The following is a 17,762-nucleotide window of genomic DNA, read 5'->3' on the forward strand; positions in this document are numbered from 1 at the left end:
CCGCGGTTTCATCACGTGCCGCGCAGCAGCCGGCGGTGGCGGAACAGATCCATGCTCCATAGCAGCAGGGCGCCCAGCAGCGCCGGCACCACGCTGAGCACGGACAGCAGGACCAGCGCGGACACCGGCCCGGGCATGCCGACAGGCTGGCCGCGGCGCACCCGCAAGCGCACCCAGGCGGCGACCAGCACCGTCCACGCCAGCAGCCAGCACAGCGGCAGCAGCCACAGCGCAAGCGAGGGCATCCAGAGATACACGGCGATCCCCGCAGCGGCCAGGGCCGCGCAGGCGATCGGCAGGGCCAGCCAGCGCACGCGGGAATGCGACCGGTGCGACGTTTCGGGCGCGCTCTGCCAGACAAACAGGTAACGCACCCCGATGGCGAACAGGGTGCCGAGCAGCGGGGCCAGTGCAGCCGCGCCCATCACCAGCGCGATGCGTTGCCCCGGCGACAGGGCGGGCAGCAGATCGGCGGCGAAACGGGTGGTGAGCAGCACCAGCAGGGCAAGCAATGGCAGCACCAGGCTTGCCAGCAACGCGCGCAGCAACGCCAGCTGCGCCGAGATGACGTGCGCATCGCTGATCGCACCGGCCCAGAACCGGGCCTGCCCCGGGTCGATGCCGGGCGGCAGCGCGTGGCCGGGTTGGCAGCCCAGCACGTCCATCAATGCCGCGGCCTGGCGCGGCGCGCGCAGCGGCAGCGCGGACAGCAGGTTGCGCAGGTGCGGGCGCGGTTCGCGCAGCTGCTGCAGACGCGCGGCGGCCTCGTCGTGGCTGGTCCAGCGCCCGCCCTGTGCCTCGATCTGCTCGGCCAGCGCGCCGGCCTGCGCCGGCAGCTGCAGCCAGTCCTGCCACGCATGCCGGGCCAGTTCACGCAGTTCACGCGGCGCCAGTCCGCAGCCCACTTCGTCCCAGCCGAACGCCTGGTACAGCGTCGCCACCTCGGACAGGTTCATGGGCGCACGCCGTCCGCGCAGGGCCTGCAGCACCAGCGCGGCCAGCGCGTCGCGCTCGTCCAGTGACCAGTGGCTGCGCAGCTCCTGCACGTAGACCGCAAAGGGCTGCGGATCGGTGGCCCTGGCGCGGTCCAGCACTTCCGCGCAGCGCCGCTGCAGATCCGCCGGCGCCGCGTTGATGGGCTGCGAAGCCACCGGGCTGACGTCGTGCAGCAGATCCTGCGGCGGCGCGAGGGTGGCCGCCGCGGCTGTCGTGCCCGCCGCGACGGCGCGGCAGTGGCCCAGCGCCTGCGCATACGCGTCCTGCAGCTGCTGGAATGCCACCGGGTCCTGGTCGGGCCGGTTCTGCTTCAGCGCCTGCGCATAGGCCTGCTTGAGCGCACGTTCGTCGCCGCTGCCGGCAATCTGCAGCAGGTGTTCAAGGATGTTCATGGTGTGCTCTCCAGCGCGTCCATGGCCGTGTGGAAGCGTTGCCGCACGGGTTCGATCAGTGCCGGGTCCTGGCTGTCCAGGGTGGCACGGAACTGCACGATCAACGCCTGCAGGGCCGGGCGCAGGCCGAGGTGCTGCTCGTACAGGCGCTCGGCCCGGGTCAGTACGGCCAGGTTCTGCTGCTGCTCGCGTGGGTGGATCTTCAGCGCCTGCAGGCTGGCCAGGCGCTGAGCGATCTGCGCGGGATCCAGCAGCCCCGGGTTCTGTTCAATCACCTTTTCCATGCGCAAGCCGGTGGCGACTTCGGTGGCTTCCACCTGCAGCAGTCCATTTACGTCATAGGTGAAGCGCACCCGCGCGCCGGTGTTCCTGCGGCCGGGTGCCAGCGGCAGCACGATCTCGCCCAGCTTGATGTTGTTCTCGGCCATCGGGCTCTCGCCCTGGTAGATCTCGATGTGCAGGTCCGGCTGCCCGTCCTCGGCTGCCAGCACAGGCGCCTCGCGGCTGGTCGGTACGGCCGCGTTGCGTGGAATGATCGGATGGAAGTGGCCGTGCTGCAGACTGTGCCGGGTCGCAATGCCGACCTTGATGCCCAGTGTGTACGGGCAGACATCGGTCAGGACCCGTTCCTCCAGCACTTCATCGCGGGCCTTCATGCCGGCGGCGACTGCTGCCCCCAGCGCGACCGCCTGGTCTGCCGGGATATGGCGCAAGGGCAGGCGGCCGAACAGCCGGGTCACCAGCCGGGTAGCCATCGGCATGCGCATGGCGCCGCCCACCAGCACGATGTCATCCAGGTCCGATGGCGACAGTCGTGCGTCGCGCATCGCCCGTTCAATCGGCGCACGCATGCGCTGCAGCAGCGGTTCGGCCAGGCCAGCGAAGGTGGCTTCGTCGATCTGCCACTGCAGCTCGCGCCCGTCCAGCAGGATCTGCAGCTGCGCGGTGCCGTGCTGGCCGAGGTCACGCTTGAGCCCTTCCAGGCGCTGGCGCAGGGTGGCCGCTTCGCGCGGGGCGAGGTAGCGCAGGTCGATGCGGTGGTGGCTGCAGAACGCGGTGACCAGCACGTCCAGGAAGTCTTCGCCGCCGAGGACGTTATCACCGGCACTGGCGTGAACCTGGACCACCCCGTCGAACAGCTCCAGCAGGGAGACGTCGAAGGTGCCGCCGCCGAGGTCCAGCACCAGCACGCGCCCTTCCGCCTGCCGGTCCTGCACGCTGTAGGCCAGGGCGGCGGCGGTGGGCTCGTTGACCAGCCGCTCCACCCGGATGCCGGCCAGTTCACCGGCCACGCGCGTGGCCTTGCGCTGGGCGTCGGAAAAGTACGCCGGCACGCTGATCACCGCTTCTTCGATGCGCGTGCCGAGGGCGGCCTCTGCATCGGCCAGCAACGAGCGCAGCACCAGCGCCGACAGTTCTTCCGGGCGGAAGCCGCGGTGGCCCAGGCGGATTTCGCGGTCCGTGCCCATCAGCCGCTTGAAGCCGGCCACGGTCAGCCCCGGGTGGGTCACCAGACGGTCGCGGGCCGGTCTGCCGACCAGCACGCGGTCGCCATCAAGGCTGACCACCGAGGGTGTCAGCAGCTCACTGTGGGCATTGCTGAACAGCGTCGGGCCATCGGCGCGATGCACGCCGATCAGCGAATGCGTGGTACCCAGATCGATTGCTGCAATCATCGGCCCCTCCCTGGTATCCGAACCTGATTCTAGCCAGCGGCCGCGCTCCCTTACCATCGGCCGTTGCCCCGGCCTGCCCCAGCGGCTATGGTCCCCGGCTGTTCTGTATTGCCGGAGTGCCGATGTCTGCCCGCAAATCCCTTCCCGCTGCCCTGGCCCTGGGCCTGACCCTGGCCGCCGGTGCCCACGCCGATGAAGGCATGTGGATGCCGACCCAGCTGCCCGATCTGGCCAAGCCGCTGCAGGACGCCGGCTTCAAGGGCAACCCGGCCGACCTGGCCAACGTGACCGCGCCGCCGTTGAGCGCTGTGGTGCGTGCCGGCGGCGGCACCGGTTCGTTCGTCTCGGCTGATGGCCTGCTGCTGACCAACCACCACGTGGCGATGGGGGTGATCCAGTACAACAGCTCGCCGGAGCACAACCTGATCGACAACGGCTTCATCGCCCAGGGCCGCGCCGACGAGCGCCCGGCCAACCCGGATTTCCGCGTGCTGGTGACCGTGGGCTTCGACAAGGTGACCGACCAGGTGCTGGCCCAGGCCCGTGGCAAGACCGGCCGCGCGTACTTCGACGCGGTGGACGCGGCCAGCAAGCAGATCGTGGCCGAGTGCGAGAAGACCGGCAACGTGCGCTGCTCGGTAGCCAACATGTACTACGGCACCGATTTCTACCGCATCGCGCAGCTGGAACTGAGCGACATGCGCCTGGTGTACGCACCGCCGCGCGCGATCGGCAACTACGGCGACGAGATCGACAACTTCATGTGGCCGCGCCACACCGGCGATTTCACCCTGCTGCGCGCCTACGTGGGCAAGGACGGCAAGCCGGCCCCGTACAGCAAGGACAACGTGCCGTACCAGGCGCCGGCGCACCTGCAGATGTCGGTGGAAGGGCCGAAGGAAGGCGACTACGCGATGCTGGCCGGTTACCCGGGCATCACCTACCGCCACCGCACGGCCGCCGAATTCGCCGGGCAGATCGACACGGTGCTGCCGCGCCGGGTGTCGGTGTTCCAGCAGATGATCGACACGATCGAAGCGGCCACCGCCAAGGATGCGCAGGCGCGTACCCGCTACGCCTCGCAGCTGCAGTCGCTGAAGAACAACCGCAAGCGCGCCGCCGGCGAACTGGAAGGCCTGCTGCGCAGCGATGCCAAGGCCCAGCGCGCCGCCGACGAGACGGCCATGCTGGCCGCCACCGACCGCCGCTACCAGGGGGACATCAAGGCACTGCTGGGCAACCTGTCGCAGGGTGCAGCCGTGGGCGAACGCGACCTGCTGCTGGACCAGATGGCTGCACAGAGCCAGCTGCTGCGTTCGGCCCTGCTGCTGGAGCGCCTGCGCATTGAATCGGCCAAGCCCGATGCACAGCGCGAGACCGGCTTCCAGCAGCGCGACCAGGCGATGATCGAAGGCGTGCTGAAGCAGGTGCAGCGCCGCTACGCACCGGAGGTGGAGAAGGCCCTGCTGACCAGCCTGCTGACCCGCTACCAGCAGTTGCCGGACGCGCAGCGCGTGGCCGAGTTCGATGCCGCCTTCGGCCGTACCCCGGCGCAGTTGGCCAAGGCGCTGGACACGCTGTACGCCGGCACCCAGCTGGGTGACGAGGCGCAGCGCCTGAGCCGCTTTGCCGCCGCCCGCGAAGGCAAGGCCCTGGCCGCCGATCCGCTGATTGCGGTGGCCGGTCCGCTGGTGGCCGCGCAGCTGCGCATCGAGAACGAAAGCAAGACCCGCGAGGGCGAGCAGCTGCGCCTGCGCCCGGCCTACATGCAGGCGCTGTTCGCCTGGCGGGCCAAGCAGGGCCGCGCCGTGTACCCCGATGCCAACCGCACCCTGCGCATCAGCTACGGCAAGGTCGAGGCACTGCACCCGCGTGATGGCGTGACCTATTCGCCGGTGACCACCGTGGCCGGCATCGTCGAAAAGAACACCAACGCCTATCCGTTCGACGCGCCCAAGCCGCTGCTGGCGGCCATCGCCAAGGGCGACTTCGGCAGCACCGCCGACCCGGCGCTGAAGACCCAGACGGTCAACTTCCTGACCAACCTGGACACCACCGGTGGCAACTCCGGTTCGCCGGTGCTCAATGCCAAGGGCGAACTGATCGGCTTGAACTTCGACAGCAACTGGGAATCGGTCAGCGCCAGCTGGTGGTTCGACCCGCGCTACAAGCGCGCCGTGCACGTGGACATGCGCTACCTGCGCTGGCTGCTGGCCAAGGTCTACCCGGCACCGGCGCTGCTGGAGGAAATGGGTGTTCCGGCGGAATAACGTCGGTACCTGGCAGGTGCCCACCCCTCCGGGTGGGTGCCCACCGCCTTGACCTACCCTCACGACCAACGGTCGTGATCTACTGGCCCCTGTCCCGACGGAAACGCACGCGTGGTCTCCAGCTGGATCCTGCTGCTGGTCTCGGTTGCCTATGCCGCGCTGCTGTTCGGCGTGGCGTGGTGGGGTGACCGACGGCCCATGTACCCCGACCGCCCCTGGCTGCGGCCGGTGGTCTACAGCCTGGCGCTGGCCGTCTATTGTTCGTCGTGGACCTTCTACGGTGCCGTCGGCACGGCCGTGCGCAACGGCGTGGGCTACCTGCCGATCTACATCGGCCCCTTGCTGCTGCTGCTGTTCGGCTGGCGCATCATCGAGCGGCTGGCGCTGATCGCACGCAGCCAGAACGTGGTGTCCATCGCCGATTTCATCTCCTCGCGCTTTGGTCGCTCGCGGCGGCTGGCCGCGCTGGTGGCGATCATCGCCCTGATCGGCATCGTTCCGTACCTGGCCCTGCAGTACAAAGCCGTGGCCATGAGCCTGCAGGTGCTGACCGGCAACAGTGGCCCCACCGGCTTCTTCACCGATCCGGCGCTGTACGTGGCGCTGTTGATGGCCCTGTTCGCCACCTTGTTCGGTACCCGCCAGGTCGATGCCACCGAGCACCACCACGGCATGATGCTGGCCATTGCCTTCGAATCGGTCATCAAGCTGTGCGCGATGCTGGCGGTGGGCGTGTTCGCCTACCTGTGGCTGAGCGATCGCAGCGAGGCGGTGGTCGCCTCGGTGCATACGCTGTTCACCGGCCTGCCGCCGGTGGGCTTCATTTCCCAGACCCTGCTCAGTTTCCTGGCCATCATCTGCCTGCCGCGCCAGTTCCATGTGGCGGTGGTGGAGTGCGGCGATGTGCGCGACGTGCGCCGCGCGCGCTGGATGTTCGGCGGTTACCTGGTGCTGATCTCGGCCATGGTGCTGCCGATCGCCACCGCCGGCGTCAGCCTGTTCGGCACAGGCGGCAGCGTGGCCGACGATGCCATGGTGCTGGCGCTGCCGCTGGCCGAAGGGCGCAACGCGCTGGCCCTGATCGCCTACGTGGGCGGTTTTTCGGCGGCCACCGGCATGGTCATCGTCTCGTCCATCGCATTGGCCACCATGGTCAGCAACGACCTGGTGATGCCGATCCTGCTGCGCCGCAGTGGCGACCACCAGGAAGCGGCCGACGTCGCGTCGCGGGTGCTGTGGATCCGTCGCCTGGCGATCCTGCTGCTGGCGTTGATGGCCTACAGCTACTACCGCAGCAGCAGCAACGACAGCACCCTGGCGTCCTACGGGCTGATGGCGTTCGCGGCGGTGGCGCAGTTCGCGCCGGGCTTGATTGGCGGTCTGTACTGGCGTGGTGCCAGCCGCCGCGGCGTGGAAGCCGGCATGCTGCTGGGCTTCGCCACCTGGTTGTACACCCTGTTGCTGCCGGCGATGACCCTGGCCGGCTGGGTGGATGCCGCCTGGGTGCAGCACGGCCCGTTCGGCATCGACTGGCTGCGCCCGCAGCAGCTGTTCGGCATGACCGGCTGGGACCCGCTCACCCATGGCACCTTCTGGTCGCTGCTGGTGAACGCGGCCACGATGATGCTGGTGTCCGCGCGCTGGCGGCCCGGCGTGGACGAACGCCTGCGCGCCGCCCCCTTCCTGGACCCCTACGCCGAACGGCCGTCGGTGGCCGGTGGCTGGCCGGGCCATGTGCACGTGGGTGACCTGCTGGCGCTGGCCTCGCGCGTGGTGGGCGAACGCCATGCGCGGCGTTCGTTCTTCGAACAGGCGCAGTCGCTGGGCCGTGAACTGCAGTCGTCGGCCCCGGCGGACCGGCCGTGGGTGCAGTTCACCGAGCGTCTGCTGGCCGCGTCCATCGGTGCTGCCTCCGCGCGCCTGCTGCTGACCAGCCTGCTGCGCGGTTCGGGCATGGACCTGGGCGAAGTAGTGGCGGTGCTGGACGAAGCCGGGCAGGAGCTGCGCTTCAACCGCGAGATTCTTTCCACCACGCTGGAAAACATCAGCGCGGGGGTCAGCGTGGTCGACCCGGACATGCGCCTGACGGCATGGAACCGCCGCTACCAGGACATGTTCGGCTACCCCGACGGCATGCTCTACGTCGGCCGACCGGTGGCCGACCTGATCCGCTACAACGCCGAACGCGGCGAGCTGGGCGAGGGCGATATCGAAGTGCAGATCAACCGCCGCATCGGCTACATGCGCGCCGGTTCGCCGCACGTGTTCGAGCGCACCCGCAGCGATGGCAAGGTGATCGAGATGCGCGGGCAGGCGCTGCCCGGCGGTGGCTACGTCACCAGCTACAACGACATCACCGACTACAAGCACGCGGAAAAGGCGCTGCTGGAAGCCAACGAAACGCTGGAACAGCGCGTGGCCGAGCGCTCGCATGAAGCCGAGGTGGCGCAGCAGTCGAAGACCCGCTTCCTGGCGGCGATCAGCCATGACGTGCTGCAGCCGCTGAACGCGGCGCGCCTGTTCGCCTCGGCACTGCGCGACAGCGACCACGTGAGCGACGAGCAGAAGCATCTGGCCGAACGCGTGGATGCCTCGTTGCGCGCGGCCGAAGAGCTGCTGGATGGCCTGTTGGACGTGTCGCGGCTGGATGCCGGTGGCCTGCACCCGGTCATCGGCGAGTTCGATGTCAGCGCGCTGATGCGCGAGCTGGCCGCGCAGTACACCCCGGTAGCGGCGGGGCGTGGCCTGCGCCTGGATCTGTTCGCGCGCACCACCTGGGTGCGCAGCGATCGTCGCCTGCTGCGCCGCGTGCTGCAGAACTTCCTGGCCAATGCCCTGCGCTATACCCGCCAGGGCCGCATCGTGCTGGCCGTGCGCCAGCGCGGCGATGAAGTGGAACTGCAGGTGTGGGATACCGGGCCGGGTATTCCCGAACACCACATGCGGCAGATCTTCGATGAATTCCACCGCTATCAGCAGCCCTTCGACTGGGGCGAGCAGGGCCTGGGCCTGGGCCTGTCGATCTGCCAGCGCATCTCGCGCCTGCTCGACCATCGCTTGAACGCCCGCAGCCGGGTCGGCAGCGGCTCGATGTTCTCGATCATCCTGCCGCGGGTGGCACCGCTGCCGGGCTACACCGAACCGGCCACCGCCGTGGCCGCGGTCGCGCCCACGGTGCGCAGCGATTCGCTGGCCGGTCTGCGCGTGCTGTGCGTGGACAACGACGAGGAAATCCTGGACGGCATGCGCGCGCTGCTGGGCCGTTGGCAGGTGCAGGTGATCACCGCCTCCACCGTGGACCAGGCACTGGAACGGATCGCCGAGCGTCCGCAGGTGATGCTGGTGGATTACCACCTGCATGACCGCATGGATGGCCTGGATGCGCTGGTGGCGCTGCGCGAAGCCGCCGGCTACCCGCTGCCGGGCGCGTTGCTGACCGCCGATGGTCGCGACGAGTTGAAGCGGATGGCCCGCGAACGCGGCTACCGCGTGCTGACCAAGCCGATCAAACCCGCTTCGCTGCGCGCCTTCTTGGGCGCGTTGCGGGATGCAGGCACCTCGCCGTAGATCCACGCCACGCGTGGATGCGGTAGGTGCCAACCTTGGTTGGCACGATGCGGGACTGCATGCCCGGCGGCCACGATAACCAGCGCGTCACGCCACGCCGTGCAGGTGTTCGTACAGGATCGTCGAACCGATGATGATCAGGATCACGCCACCGATGATCTCGGCGCGCTTGCCGACCATGCTGCCCAGCGCACGGCCCAGCATGATGCCGGCGGTGACCATGGTCAGCGTGCACAGACCGATCACGGCCGCCATCACGCCGATATGCACATCCATGAAGGCCAGGCCGATGCCCACGGCCATGGCATCGATGCTGGTGGCGAAACCGGTCAGGGCCAGCTTCCAGAAGCCATGGTGCTGCGAAGGATCCTCTTCTTCGTCATCGCCGTCCGGGCGCACGCCGTTGATGATCATGTGCACACCCAGCGCCAGCAGCAGGCCGAAGGCGATCCAATGGTCGAAGGCTTCCACGTACTGCAGGGCGGCGCGACCCAGCAGCCAGCCGATGATGGGCGTGATCGCCTCGATGACACCGAAGATGATGCCGGCGCGCAGCGCATCGCGGAACACCGGCCTGCGCATGGCCGCACCCTTGCCGATCGCCGCAGCGAAGGCATCGGTGGACATGGCAAAGCCGATCAGGAGGATCGAAACAGGAGACATTGGCGGCAGCAGAAGGTCGGGCAAGGACGGACGCACGGCTCGCGATCGCGCCCAACCTGAGATTGCGCACGCGGGCCGCTGGTCTCGCCAACCATCATGGTTGTCCACGCCACGGCGCACTGGCCGAGTATGTTGACGTGGACGATTCCTGCGAAGGAATCCGGCTACTCCCCAAGGGGACGCGAAGCTTAGCACCGCGATCCGCGCGTGGCGCATTTCCAGGCAAACGCGCAGGCAGGGCTGGTTTGTATAGCGAAGGCTATATCGATGCGAAGCAGGAGCGTGCCAAGCAAGCTTGGCACCTACCAACGCGGGTCAAGGCAGCGCCGGGCCATGCCCGGCGAGGTTCAGTCTTCTTCCGGCGGCAGCACGATGGCGTCGTCGTCGATGGCCAGCTTGCCGGCCATCAGCACCGCCTGGGTGCGGTTGGTCACGCCCAGCTTGCGCAGGATCGCGGTCACGTGCGCCTTAATGGTCGCTTCAGAGACATTGAGGTCGTAGGCGATCTGCTTGTTCAAGCGGCCGGCGCCCAGCATCTGCAGCACGCGGAACTGCTGCGGGGTCAGCTCGCGCAGGCGCTGGCCCACTTCGCGTTCCTCGCTGCCGGTGGGCGGCACGTTGTGCGCTTCCGGCGGTGCCCAGGTCTCGCCATCCAGGATGGTGCCCAGCGCATGGCCGATGGTGTCCGAGTCGGCCGATTTGGGAATGAAGCCCAGCGCGCCGTGATCCAGCGCACGGCGCATCACCGTGGCTTCTTCGCGTGCCGATACCACCACCACCGGCAGGTGCGGGTGCAGCGAACGCATGTGCACCAGCGCGTTGAAGCCCTGCGCACCGGGCATGTTCAGGTCCATCAGGACCAGGTCGGCATCGTTGTGCTGGTCGGCCAGGGCATACAGCGCTTCCACGCTGTCGGCCTCGAACAACTGCACGCCGGGGATGACCCGCTGCACCGCGCCGCGCAGGGCTTCGCGGAACAGGGGATGGTCATCGGCAATAAGAAGGGTGGTCATGGTCGGGGGGAACCGTGGGGGAAACTGTTCGGGGTCAGATCCCGTTCCGTCAGGGACGGGCTCTGACCCCGTTGTGGCCGGAATCTGCTGGGGTCAGAGCCCTTTCCTGGCGGAAAGGGACCCGACCCCAGGTCGTGCATCAGCGCACCTTGCGCTCGTCCACCAGCGAGGCCACGACCGACGGATCGGCCAGGGTCGAGGTGTCGCCAAGCTGGTCAGGGGCATTCTCGGCGATCTTGCGCAGGATGCGGCGCATGATCTTGCCCGAGCGGGTCTTCGGCAGGCCCGGTGCCCACTGCAGGTGGTCCGGCGTGGCGATGGGACCGATCTCCTTGCGCACCCAGGCGACCAGTTCTTTCTGCAGCTCGTCGCTGGGGGCCTCTTCGGCCACCAGGGTCACATAGGCGTAGATGCCCTGGCCCTTCACGTCGTGCGGGAAGCCGACCACGGCTGCCTCGGCCACCTTCGGGTGCGAGACCAGTGCGCTTTCCACTTCGGCGGTACCGATGCGATGGCCGGACACGTTGATCACATCGTCCACGCGGCCGGTGATCCAGTAGTAGCTGTCCTCGTCGCGGCGGCAGCCGTCGCCGGTGAAATAGCTGCCCGGGTAGGTGCGGAAATAGGTATCGATGAAGCGCTGGTGGTCGCCATACACCGTGCGCATCTGGCCCGGCCAGGAATCACGGATGATCAGGTTGCCCTCGGTCGGGCCGTCCTGGATCTCGCCATCGGCATTGACCAGCGCCGGCTGCACGCCGAAGAAGGGCAGGGTGGCCGAGCCCGGCTTCAGGTCCATCGCGCCGGCCAGCGGCGAAATCAGGATGCCGCCGGTTTCGGTCTGCCACCAGGTATCGACGATCGGGCAACGGCTGTCACCCACCACTTCGTAGTACCAGCGCCAGGCTTCCGGGTTGATCGGTTCGCCGACGCTGCCGAGCAGGCGCAGCGAAGCGCGCGAGGTCTTCTTCACCGGCTCCTCGCCCTCGCGCATCAGTGCGCGGATGGCGGTCGGGGCGGTGTAGAAGATCGACACCTTGTGCTTGTCGATCACGTTCCAGAAGCGCGAGGTGTCCGGGTAGTTCGGCACGCCTTCGAACATCAGCGAGGTCGCGCCATTGGCCAGCGGACCGTACACGATGTAGCTGTGGCCGGTGACCCAGCCGACGTCGGCGGTGCACCAGTAGATATCGTCCTCGCGCAGGTCGAACACCGCTTCATGGGTGTAGGCCGCGTACAGCAGGTAGCCGCCGGTGGTGTGCAGCACGCCCTTTGGCTTGCCGGTGGAACCGGAGGTATAGAGGATGAACAGCGGATCTTCGGCGTTCATGCGTTCCGGTTCGCAGGTGGACGGCTGGCTGTCCACCACATCGTGGAACCAGCGGTCGCGCGGGGCCTGCATGTCCACCGCACCGCCGGTGTGGCGCACCACCAGCACGGTTTCAACCGTGTTCGTACCCGGCAGCTTCAGCGCCGCATCGACGTTGGCCTTCAGCGGTACCTTGCGGCCGCCGCGCAGGCCTTCGTCGGCGGTGATGATCAGCTTGCTCTGGCAATCGCTCACCCGGTCGGCGATCGAGTTCGGGGCGAAGCCACCGAACACCACCGAGTGGATGGCCCCGATCCGCGCGCAGGCCAGCATGGCCACCGCGGCATCGACGATCATCGGCAGGTAGATGGTGACCCGGTCACCCTTCTTGACGCCCAGGTTGCGCAGCGCATTGCCCAGGCGGCAGGTGCGCTCGTACAGCTCGCGATAGGTCACGTGCTGGGCCGGCGCATCCGGGCTGTCCGGTTCGAACAGCAACGCGGTCTTGTCGCCACGCGTTTCCAGCTGGCGATCCAGGCAGTTCACGCTGGCGTTGAGCTCGCCATCTTCGAACCACTTGATGTGGAAATCGGCCAGGTCGTAGCTGACGTTGCGGATCTTCGTCGGCGCACGCATCCAGTCCAGCCGCTGTGCGGCCTTGCCCCAGAAGGCATCCGCATCGGACACCGACGCCTGGTACTGCTGTTCGTAGGACTTCTTGTCGATGCGTGCCTTGGCGGCGAACTGCGGATCGACGGGGTAGATATCAGCCATGGCACCCTCACTTGCACGTTGACTTTTCATGTGCGGTCGCAGCATCGCAACGACCCTCCGCCACCAGTTTGCCCCATCCACGTGGGGTCGCGTCACCACTGCGCTTAGACCATGGTCGAAAGTCGGCGCCCTGCAGGCCCGGCTTCGACCAATGGCGAATACCGCTATACATAAACGCCCCGCAGTCTCGGCTCGACCGTGCCCCACGCGCGGCATCACCTTGCCACTTGGGAGAGAGGGCAACATGAGCCACCGTACGTTGAAAGCCGTGCGCAAACCTTTGGCGGCCTGCTTGCTGGTCGCCCTGGTCGCACCGGGCATGGCGTTTGCAGAAACCGCCAAAGAGAAGGCACTGGAAGCACGCGTTGCCGAACTGGAACGCCAGGTCCAGGCGCTGCTGTCATCGCAGCAGCAGCAACAGACCCAGATCGTGCAGACCCAGCAGGCGGTCACCGAAGTCCGCACCGTGCAGGCCGAGCAGAAGCCGGCCGTTCCTGCGGGCAAGCAGCCGATCCAGGTCACCACCATCACCCCCGGGGCGGCGCCCGGCACCACCATCAAGATCGGTGGCTTCATCAAGGCCGACTTCCTGGCCACCCAGACCGGCGATGGCCAGTTGGCCGACGATGCCACCGGCCGCGCGCTGTACCTGCCGGGCCAGACCCCGGTGGCCGGCGCCGGCGGCAGCGGCAAGCGCTCGGACGTGGACTACAACGCCCACGCCAAGTTCTCGCGCTTCAACATCGGCATCGACAATGTCAGCGAATCGGGCAACAAGTCCGGCGCGCTGTTCGAGATGGATTTCTTCGGCAACTCGCTGGGCAACCAGACCGCCACCAACACCTACGGCGTGACCCTGCGCCATGCGTACATGTACTGGAACAACTGGCTGGCCGGCCAGACCTGGTCCAACTTCATGGACGCCGCAGCGCTGCCTGAAGCGGTCGATTTCGTCGGTCCCACCGACGGTGTGATCTTCGTGCGCCAGGCACAGGTGCGCTACACCAACGGCGGTTTCAGCGTTGCACTGGAAAACCCGGAAACCACCACACTGACTGGTACCCGCAACCCGGTGACCGGGGCATGGACCAACGCCAGCGCCAACTCCGACCGCGGCAGCCTGCCCGATCTGACCCTGCGCTACGGCTGGAAGGGCGACTGGGGCACCTTCGGCGTCGGTGGCATCGTGCGCCAGCTGAAGGTCGACAACCAGGCCACCGGGGCCAAGGCAGACAAGGTGGGCGGCGGCCTGACCGTGGGCGGCAAGTGGGTGATGGGCGGCAACGATTCGCTGCATTACCAGCTGACCGGTGGTGAAGGCATTGCGCGTTACATCGGTCTGGGTGTGACTGCCGATACCGCTTACGACGTAGCACGTGACGAACTGAACCCGACCGGCGTGCTTGCCGGCTACGTGGGCTGGCGGCACGCGTTCACCCCGAAGCTGCGCACCAACCTGATCTACGCGCGCAGCGACTACGACAACGATGGCAGCCTGGGCCCGCTGGTGACCAAGAGCGTGCAGAGCATCCGCGGCAACATCTTCTACACGCCGATGCCCAAGGTCGATATCGGTGCCGAGTACATGTACGGCGTGCGCGAGATCGAAGACGGGCGCAAGGGCGATATCAACCGCGTGCAGTTCACCACGAAATACAGCTTCTAACGGCGTGCCGACCAACGGTCGGCACCTACCGAGATTGGGTGCCGACCAACGGTCGGCACCTACCAGAACACGGTGCCGACCAAGGTTGGCACGTACCGAGATTGAGTGCCGACCGGCGGTCGGCACCTACATAGGGGAAAACGTCTCATGTCCAGTACACCCAGTACCGCGCACAACGCGGGCAGCCTGACCAAAGGCCACAAGAAGGTCATCTTCGCATCGAGCCTCGGCACGGTCTTCGAGTGGTATGACTTCTTCCTGTACGGCTCGCTCGCCGCGATCATCGCCAAGCAGTTCTTCAGTGGTGTGAATGAAACCACCGGCATGATCTTCGCCCTGCTGGCCTTTGCCGCCGGCTTCTTCGTGCGACCGTTCGGCGCGGCCTTCTTCGGCAGCCTCGGCGACCGCATCGGCCGCAAGTACACCTTCCTGGTCACCATCCTGATCATGGGCATCTCGACCTTCCTGGTCGGCGTGCTGCCCAACTACGCCTCGATCGGCTTCGCCGCACCGGTGATCCTGATCATCCTGCGCCTGGCCCAGGGCCTGGCCATGGGCGGTGAATACGGCGGTGCCGCCACCTACGTGGCCGAGCACGCGCCGGACGACAAGCGCGGCCTTTACACCAGCTTCATCCAGTGCACCGCCACGCTGGGTCTGTTCATGTCGCTGCTGATCATCCTGGCCTGCCGCTACTTCCTGGGCAACGAAGCCTTCGAAGCCTGGGGCTGGCGCATTCCGTTCCTGGTGTCGATCCTGCTGCTGGGTGTCTCGGTGTGGATCCGCCTGCAGCTGAGCGAATCGCCGCTGTTCCAGCAGATGAAGTCCGAGGGCAAGGGTTCCAAGACCCCGTTCCGTGACAGCCTGAAGGGCGGCAACCTGAAGCTGATGCTGCTGGTGCTGCTGGGTGCCGCGGCCGGCCAGGCCGTGGTGTGGTACGGCGGCCAGTTCTACGCGCTGTTCTTCCTGAGCAGCATGCTGAAGGTCGATGCCACCACGTCCTACCTGCTGATCGCCGCCGCACTGGCGCTGGGCGTGCCGTTCTTCATCTTCTTCGGCTGGCTGTCCGACCGTATCGGCCGCAAGAAGATCATCCTCGCCGGCTGCCTGCTGGCCGCCGTCACCTACATCCCGATCTTCAAGGGCCTGACCCACTTCGCCAACCCGGCCATCGAAGAAGCCCGCAGCAGCTCGCCGGCCCTGGTGGTTGCCGATCCCAGCACCTGTTCGTTCCAGTTCGATCCGGTGGGCCTGCGCAAGTTCACCAGCTCCTGCGACGTGGCCACGGCCGCGCTGACCAAGGCGGGCGTGCCCTACGACGTGCAGCCGGCCGCTGCCGGTTCGCTGGCGATGGTGAACGTAGGCTCGGCCAGTGTGACCTCATATGAGGCCGCCGGCCTGACCAAGGAAGAAGGCAAGGCCAAGGCCGATGCCTTCGGTGCCGAGCTGAAGGGCGCGCTGACCACCGCCGGCTACCCGGCCAAGGCCGATGGTTCGCGCATCAACTACGCCGGCACGATCTTCATGCTGTGGCTGCTGGTGCTGTACGTGACCATGGTCTACGGCCCGATCGCCGCGTACCTGGTGGAACTGTTCCCGACCCGCATCCGCTACACCTCGATGTCGCTGCCGTACCACATCGGCAACGGCTGGTTCGGTGGCTTCCTGCCGGCCATTTCCTTCGCACTGGTGGCCGGTACGGGCAACCTGTACTACGGCCTGTGGTACCCCATCATCATCGCGTTGATGTCGGTGGTGATCGGCGGCCTGTTCCTGCGTGAGACCAAGGACGTGGATATCACCAAGTAAGCGGTGGGTTCCATGCAGTGAAGGAAAGGCCGCGGTGCAGACCGCGGCCTTTCTGTTCGTGGGAACGGGGTACTGCTGGAAACCCCGCGCTGCGCGCGGTAGTCGACCAACGGTCGACTCTACCGTCGCGCGGTCGACGACCGTTGCGCGGTCCGGCACCCCGTATAGTCGGCCCATGACCACCACCGCCCCAGCCGACCTTCCCGCCCTCCTGCACACCCTGCGCAGCGCCTGGCAGGTGCAGCGACCTTCGCTGGACCAGCGCGAGGCCGACCTGCGGCGCCTGCGCGAAGCACTGAAGGCGCCTGGATGAAATGGCTGCGGCCATCGCCGAGGACTTCGGCCACCGCGCCCCCGTTGAATCGAAGTTGGCCGATGGCATGAGTGTGCTGTCGGCCATCGACCACCTGCGCCGCCACCTGCGGCGTTGGGCAAAGCCGCAGCGCGTGGGTGCCGGTTGGCGGCTGTGGCCGGCGCGCGCGCAGCTGCGGCCGACGCCGCTGGGCGTGGTCGGGGTGATTTCGCCCTGGAACTACCCGGTCACGCTGGCGCTGGTGCCGCTGGCCACGGCCATCGCGGCGGGCAACCACGTGCTGCTCAAACCCTCCGAACACACGCCGCGCACCAGCGCGTTCCTGGCCGATCTGCTGGCCAGCGTGTTTCCGCCCGATCGTGTGGCAGTGGCACAGGGCGGGGCGGACGTGGCCGCGGCCGTGTCCTCGCTGCCGCTGGACCATCTGGTGTTCACCGGCTCCACTGCGGTCGGTCGCAAGGTGATGGCCGCCGCAGCCGAGCATCTGGTGCCGCTCACGCTGGAACTGGGTGGCAAATCCCCGGCGATTGTCTGCCGCGATTTCCCGCTGGAAAAGGCCGCGGCGCGGCTAGCCACCGGCAAGTGGTTCAACGCCGGGCAGACCTGCATCGCGCCGGACTACGTGCTGATCGATACCGTGCGCCAGCGCGAGTTCGTGCAGGCGCTGCAGCAGCAGGTGCGTGGCCGCTATGGGGATTTCGCCGATGCCGACGACTACACGCGGATCATCAACGACGGCCAGTACCAGCGCCTGCAGGGCTATCTGGCGCAGGCCCGCGAGCGCGGCGTGCCGGTCATTCCGTTGGCCCAGGTGGATGCGGCACGCGCCGACCGCGAGCGGTTGCTGGTGCCGACCGTGGTGCTGGACCCGCCGGATGACCTGGACCTGATGCGCGAGGAGATCTTCGGCCCGATCCTGCCCGTGCGCGCCTATCCGGATCTGGATGCGGCGCTGGCCGACGTGCTGTCCCGCGACCGGCCGCTGGCGCTGTATCCCTTCAGCCAGGACCACGCGACGGTGGAGCGCATCCTCGACCAGGTGGTGGCCGGCGGGGTGACGGTGAATGACACGCTGCTGCATTTCGCCGCCGACGGCCTGCCGTTTGGCGGGGTGGGGGCCAGCGGCATGGGCGCGTACCACGGCCGGGCCGGGTTCGATGCCATGAGCAAGCTGTTGCCGGTGTTGTGGCAGTCACGCTGGGCGGCCAGTGACCGGCTGCGGCCGCCGTATTCGAAGATTGCGGGGTTGTTGAGGTTGTTGCTGAGGTGAAGCCACGCATGGCGTGGCTCTACTGGCAGGTGCCAACCTTGGTT

General features: G+C 67.5%; 9 protein-coding genes, 1 pseudogene and 1 riboswitch. Of the genes and pseudogenes, 5 read left to right on the plus strand and 5 right to left on the minus strand.

All coding sequences use genetic code 11. From position 1 onward, the window contains the following. Positions 1-11: 11 nt before the first annotated feature. Positions 12-1,388 carry a hypothetical protein gene (locus tag AC06FA_RS06095; RefSeq protein ID WP_478067532.1) on the minus strand — a complete coding sequence of 459 codons (1,377 nt, stop codon included), beginning with the start codon at positions 1,386-1,388 and terminating at the stop codon, positions 12-14. Continuing rightward, positions 1,385-3,064, minus strand: a complete 1,680-nt coding sequence (locus AC06FA_RS06100; protein WP_478067533.1) for an Hsp70 family protein — start codon at positions 3,062-3,064, stop codon at positions 1,385-1,387. The genes AC06FA_RS06095 and AC06FA_RS06100 overlap by 4 nt, the downstream gene beginning before the upstream one ends. Positions 3,065-3,186: 122 nt before the next feature. Here AC06FA_RS06100 and AC06FA_RS06105 point away from each other — a divergent pair, with 122 nt between their 5' ends. Beyond that, the gene (locus AC06FA_RS06105; protein WP_478067534.1) at positions 3,187-5,334 is read left to right on the plus strand and encodes a S46 family peptidase; all 2,148 of its coding nucleotides are present in this window, start codon (positions 3,187-3,189) and stop codon (positions 5,332-5,334) included. A gap of 111 nt (positions 5,335-5,445) precedes the next feature. Next, a complete protein-coding gene (locus AC06FA_RS06110) occupies positions 5,446-8,901 on the plus strand; it encodes a hybrid sensor histidine kinase/response regulator (protein WP_478067535.1) in 3,456 nt (1,151 codons plus the stop codon). A gap of 87 nt (positions 8,902-8,988) precedes the next feature. On the opposite strand, the gene mntP is transcribed toward AC06FA_RS06110, so the two are convergent. From mntP to acs, 3 genes are all read right to left on the minus strand, one after another. Next, entirely contained in the window at positions 8,989-9,564 is a 576-nt protein-coding gene (gene mntP / locus AC06FA_RS06115; protein ID WP_478067536.1) for a manganese efflux pump MntP, read from the minus strand. A gap of 89 nt (positions 9,565-9,653) precedes the next feature. Continuing rightward, positions 9,654-9,743: riboswitch (yybP-ykoY riboswitch) on the minus strand. Between the two features lie 168 nt (positions 9,744-9,911). Next, positions 9,912-10,577: a response regulator transcription factor gene (locus tag AC06FA_RS06120; protein ID WP_006477308.1), complete on the minus strand. Its 666-nt coding sequence runs from the start codon at positions 10,575-10,577 to the stop codon at positions 9,912-9,914. 139 nt (positions 10,578-10,716) lie between these two features. Further along, a complete protein-coding gene (acs, locus tag AC06FA_RS06125; protein ID WP_478067537.1) occupies positions 10,717-12,660 on the minus strand; it encodes an acetate--CoA ligase in 1,944 nt (647 codons plus the stop codon). A gap of 244 nt (positions 12,661-12,904) precedes the next feature. Between acs and AC06FA_RS06130 the strand changes: the two genes are divergently transcribed. From AC06FA_RS06130 to AC06FA_RS06140, 3 genes and pseudogenes are all read left to right on the plus strand, one after another. After that, complete coding sequence (locus tag AC06FA_RS06130) at positions 12,905-14,326, plus strand: DcaP family trimeric outer membrane transporter (protein WP_478067538.1); 1,422 nt, start codon at positions 12,905-12,907, stop codon at positions 14,324-14,326. Positions 14,327-14,473: 147 nt separating this feature from the next. Continuing rightward, on the plus strand, positions 14,474-16,135 hold the full coding sequence (locus AC06FA_RS06135) for an MFS transporter (protein ID WP_478067539.1): 1,662 nt from the start codon (positions 14,474-14,476) through the stop codon (positions 16,133-16,135). Between the two features lie 175 nt (positions 16,136-16,310). Continuing rightward, positions 16,311-17,718, plus strand: a pseudogene (locus tag AC06FA_RS06140) (coniferyl aldehyde dehydrogenase). Positions 17,719-17,762 lie beyond the last annotated feature (44 nt).

Source organism: Stenotrophomonas sp. Steno-C17, from assembly GCF_056393165.1.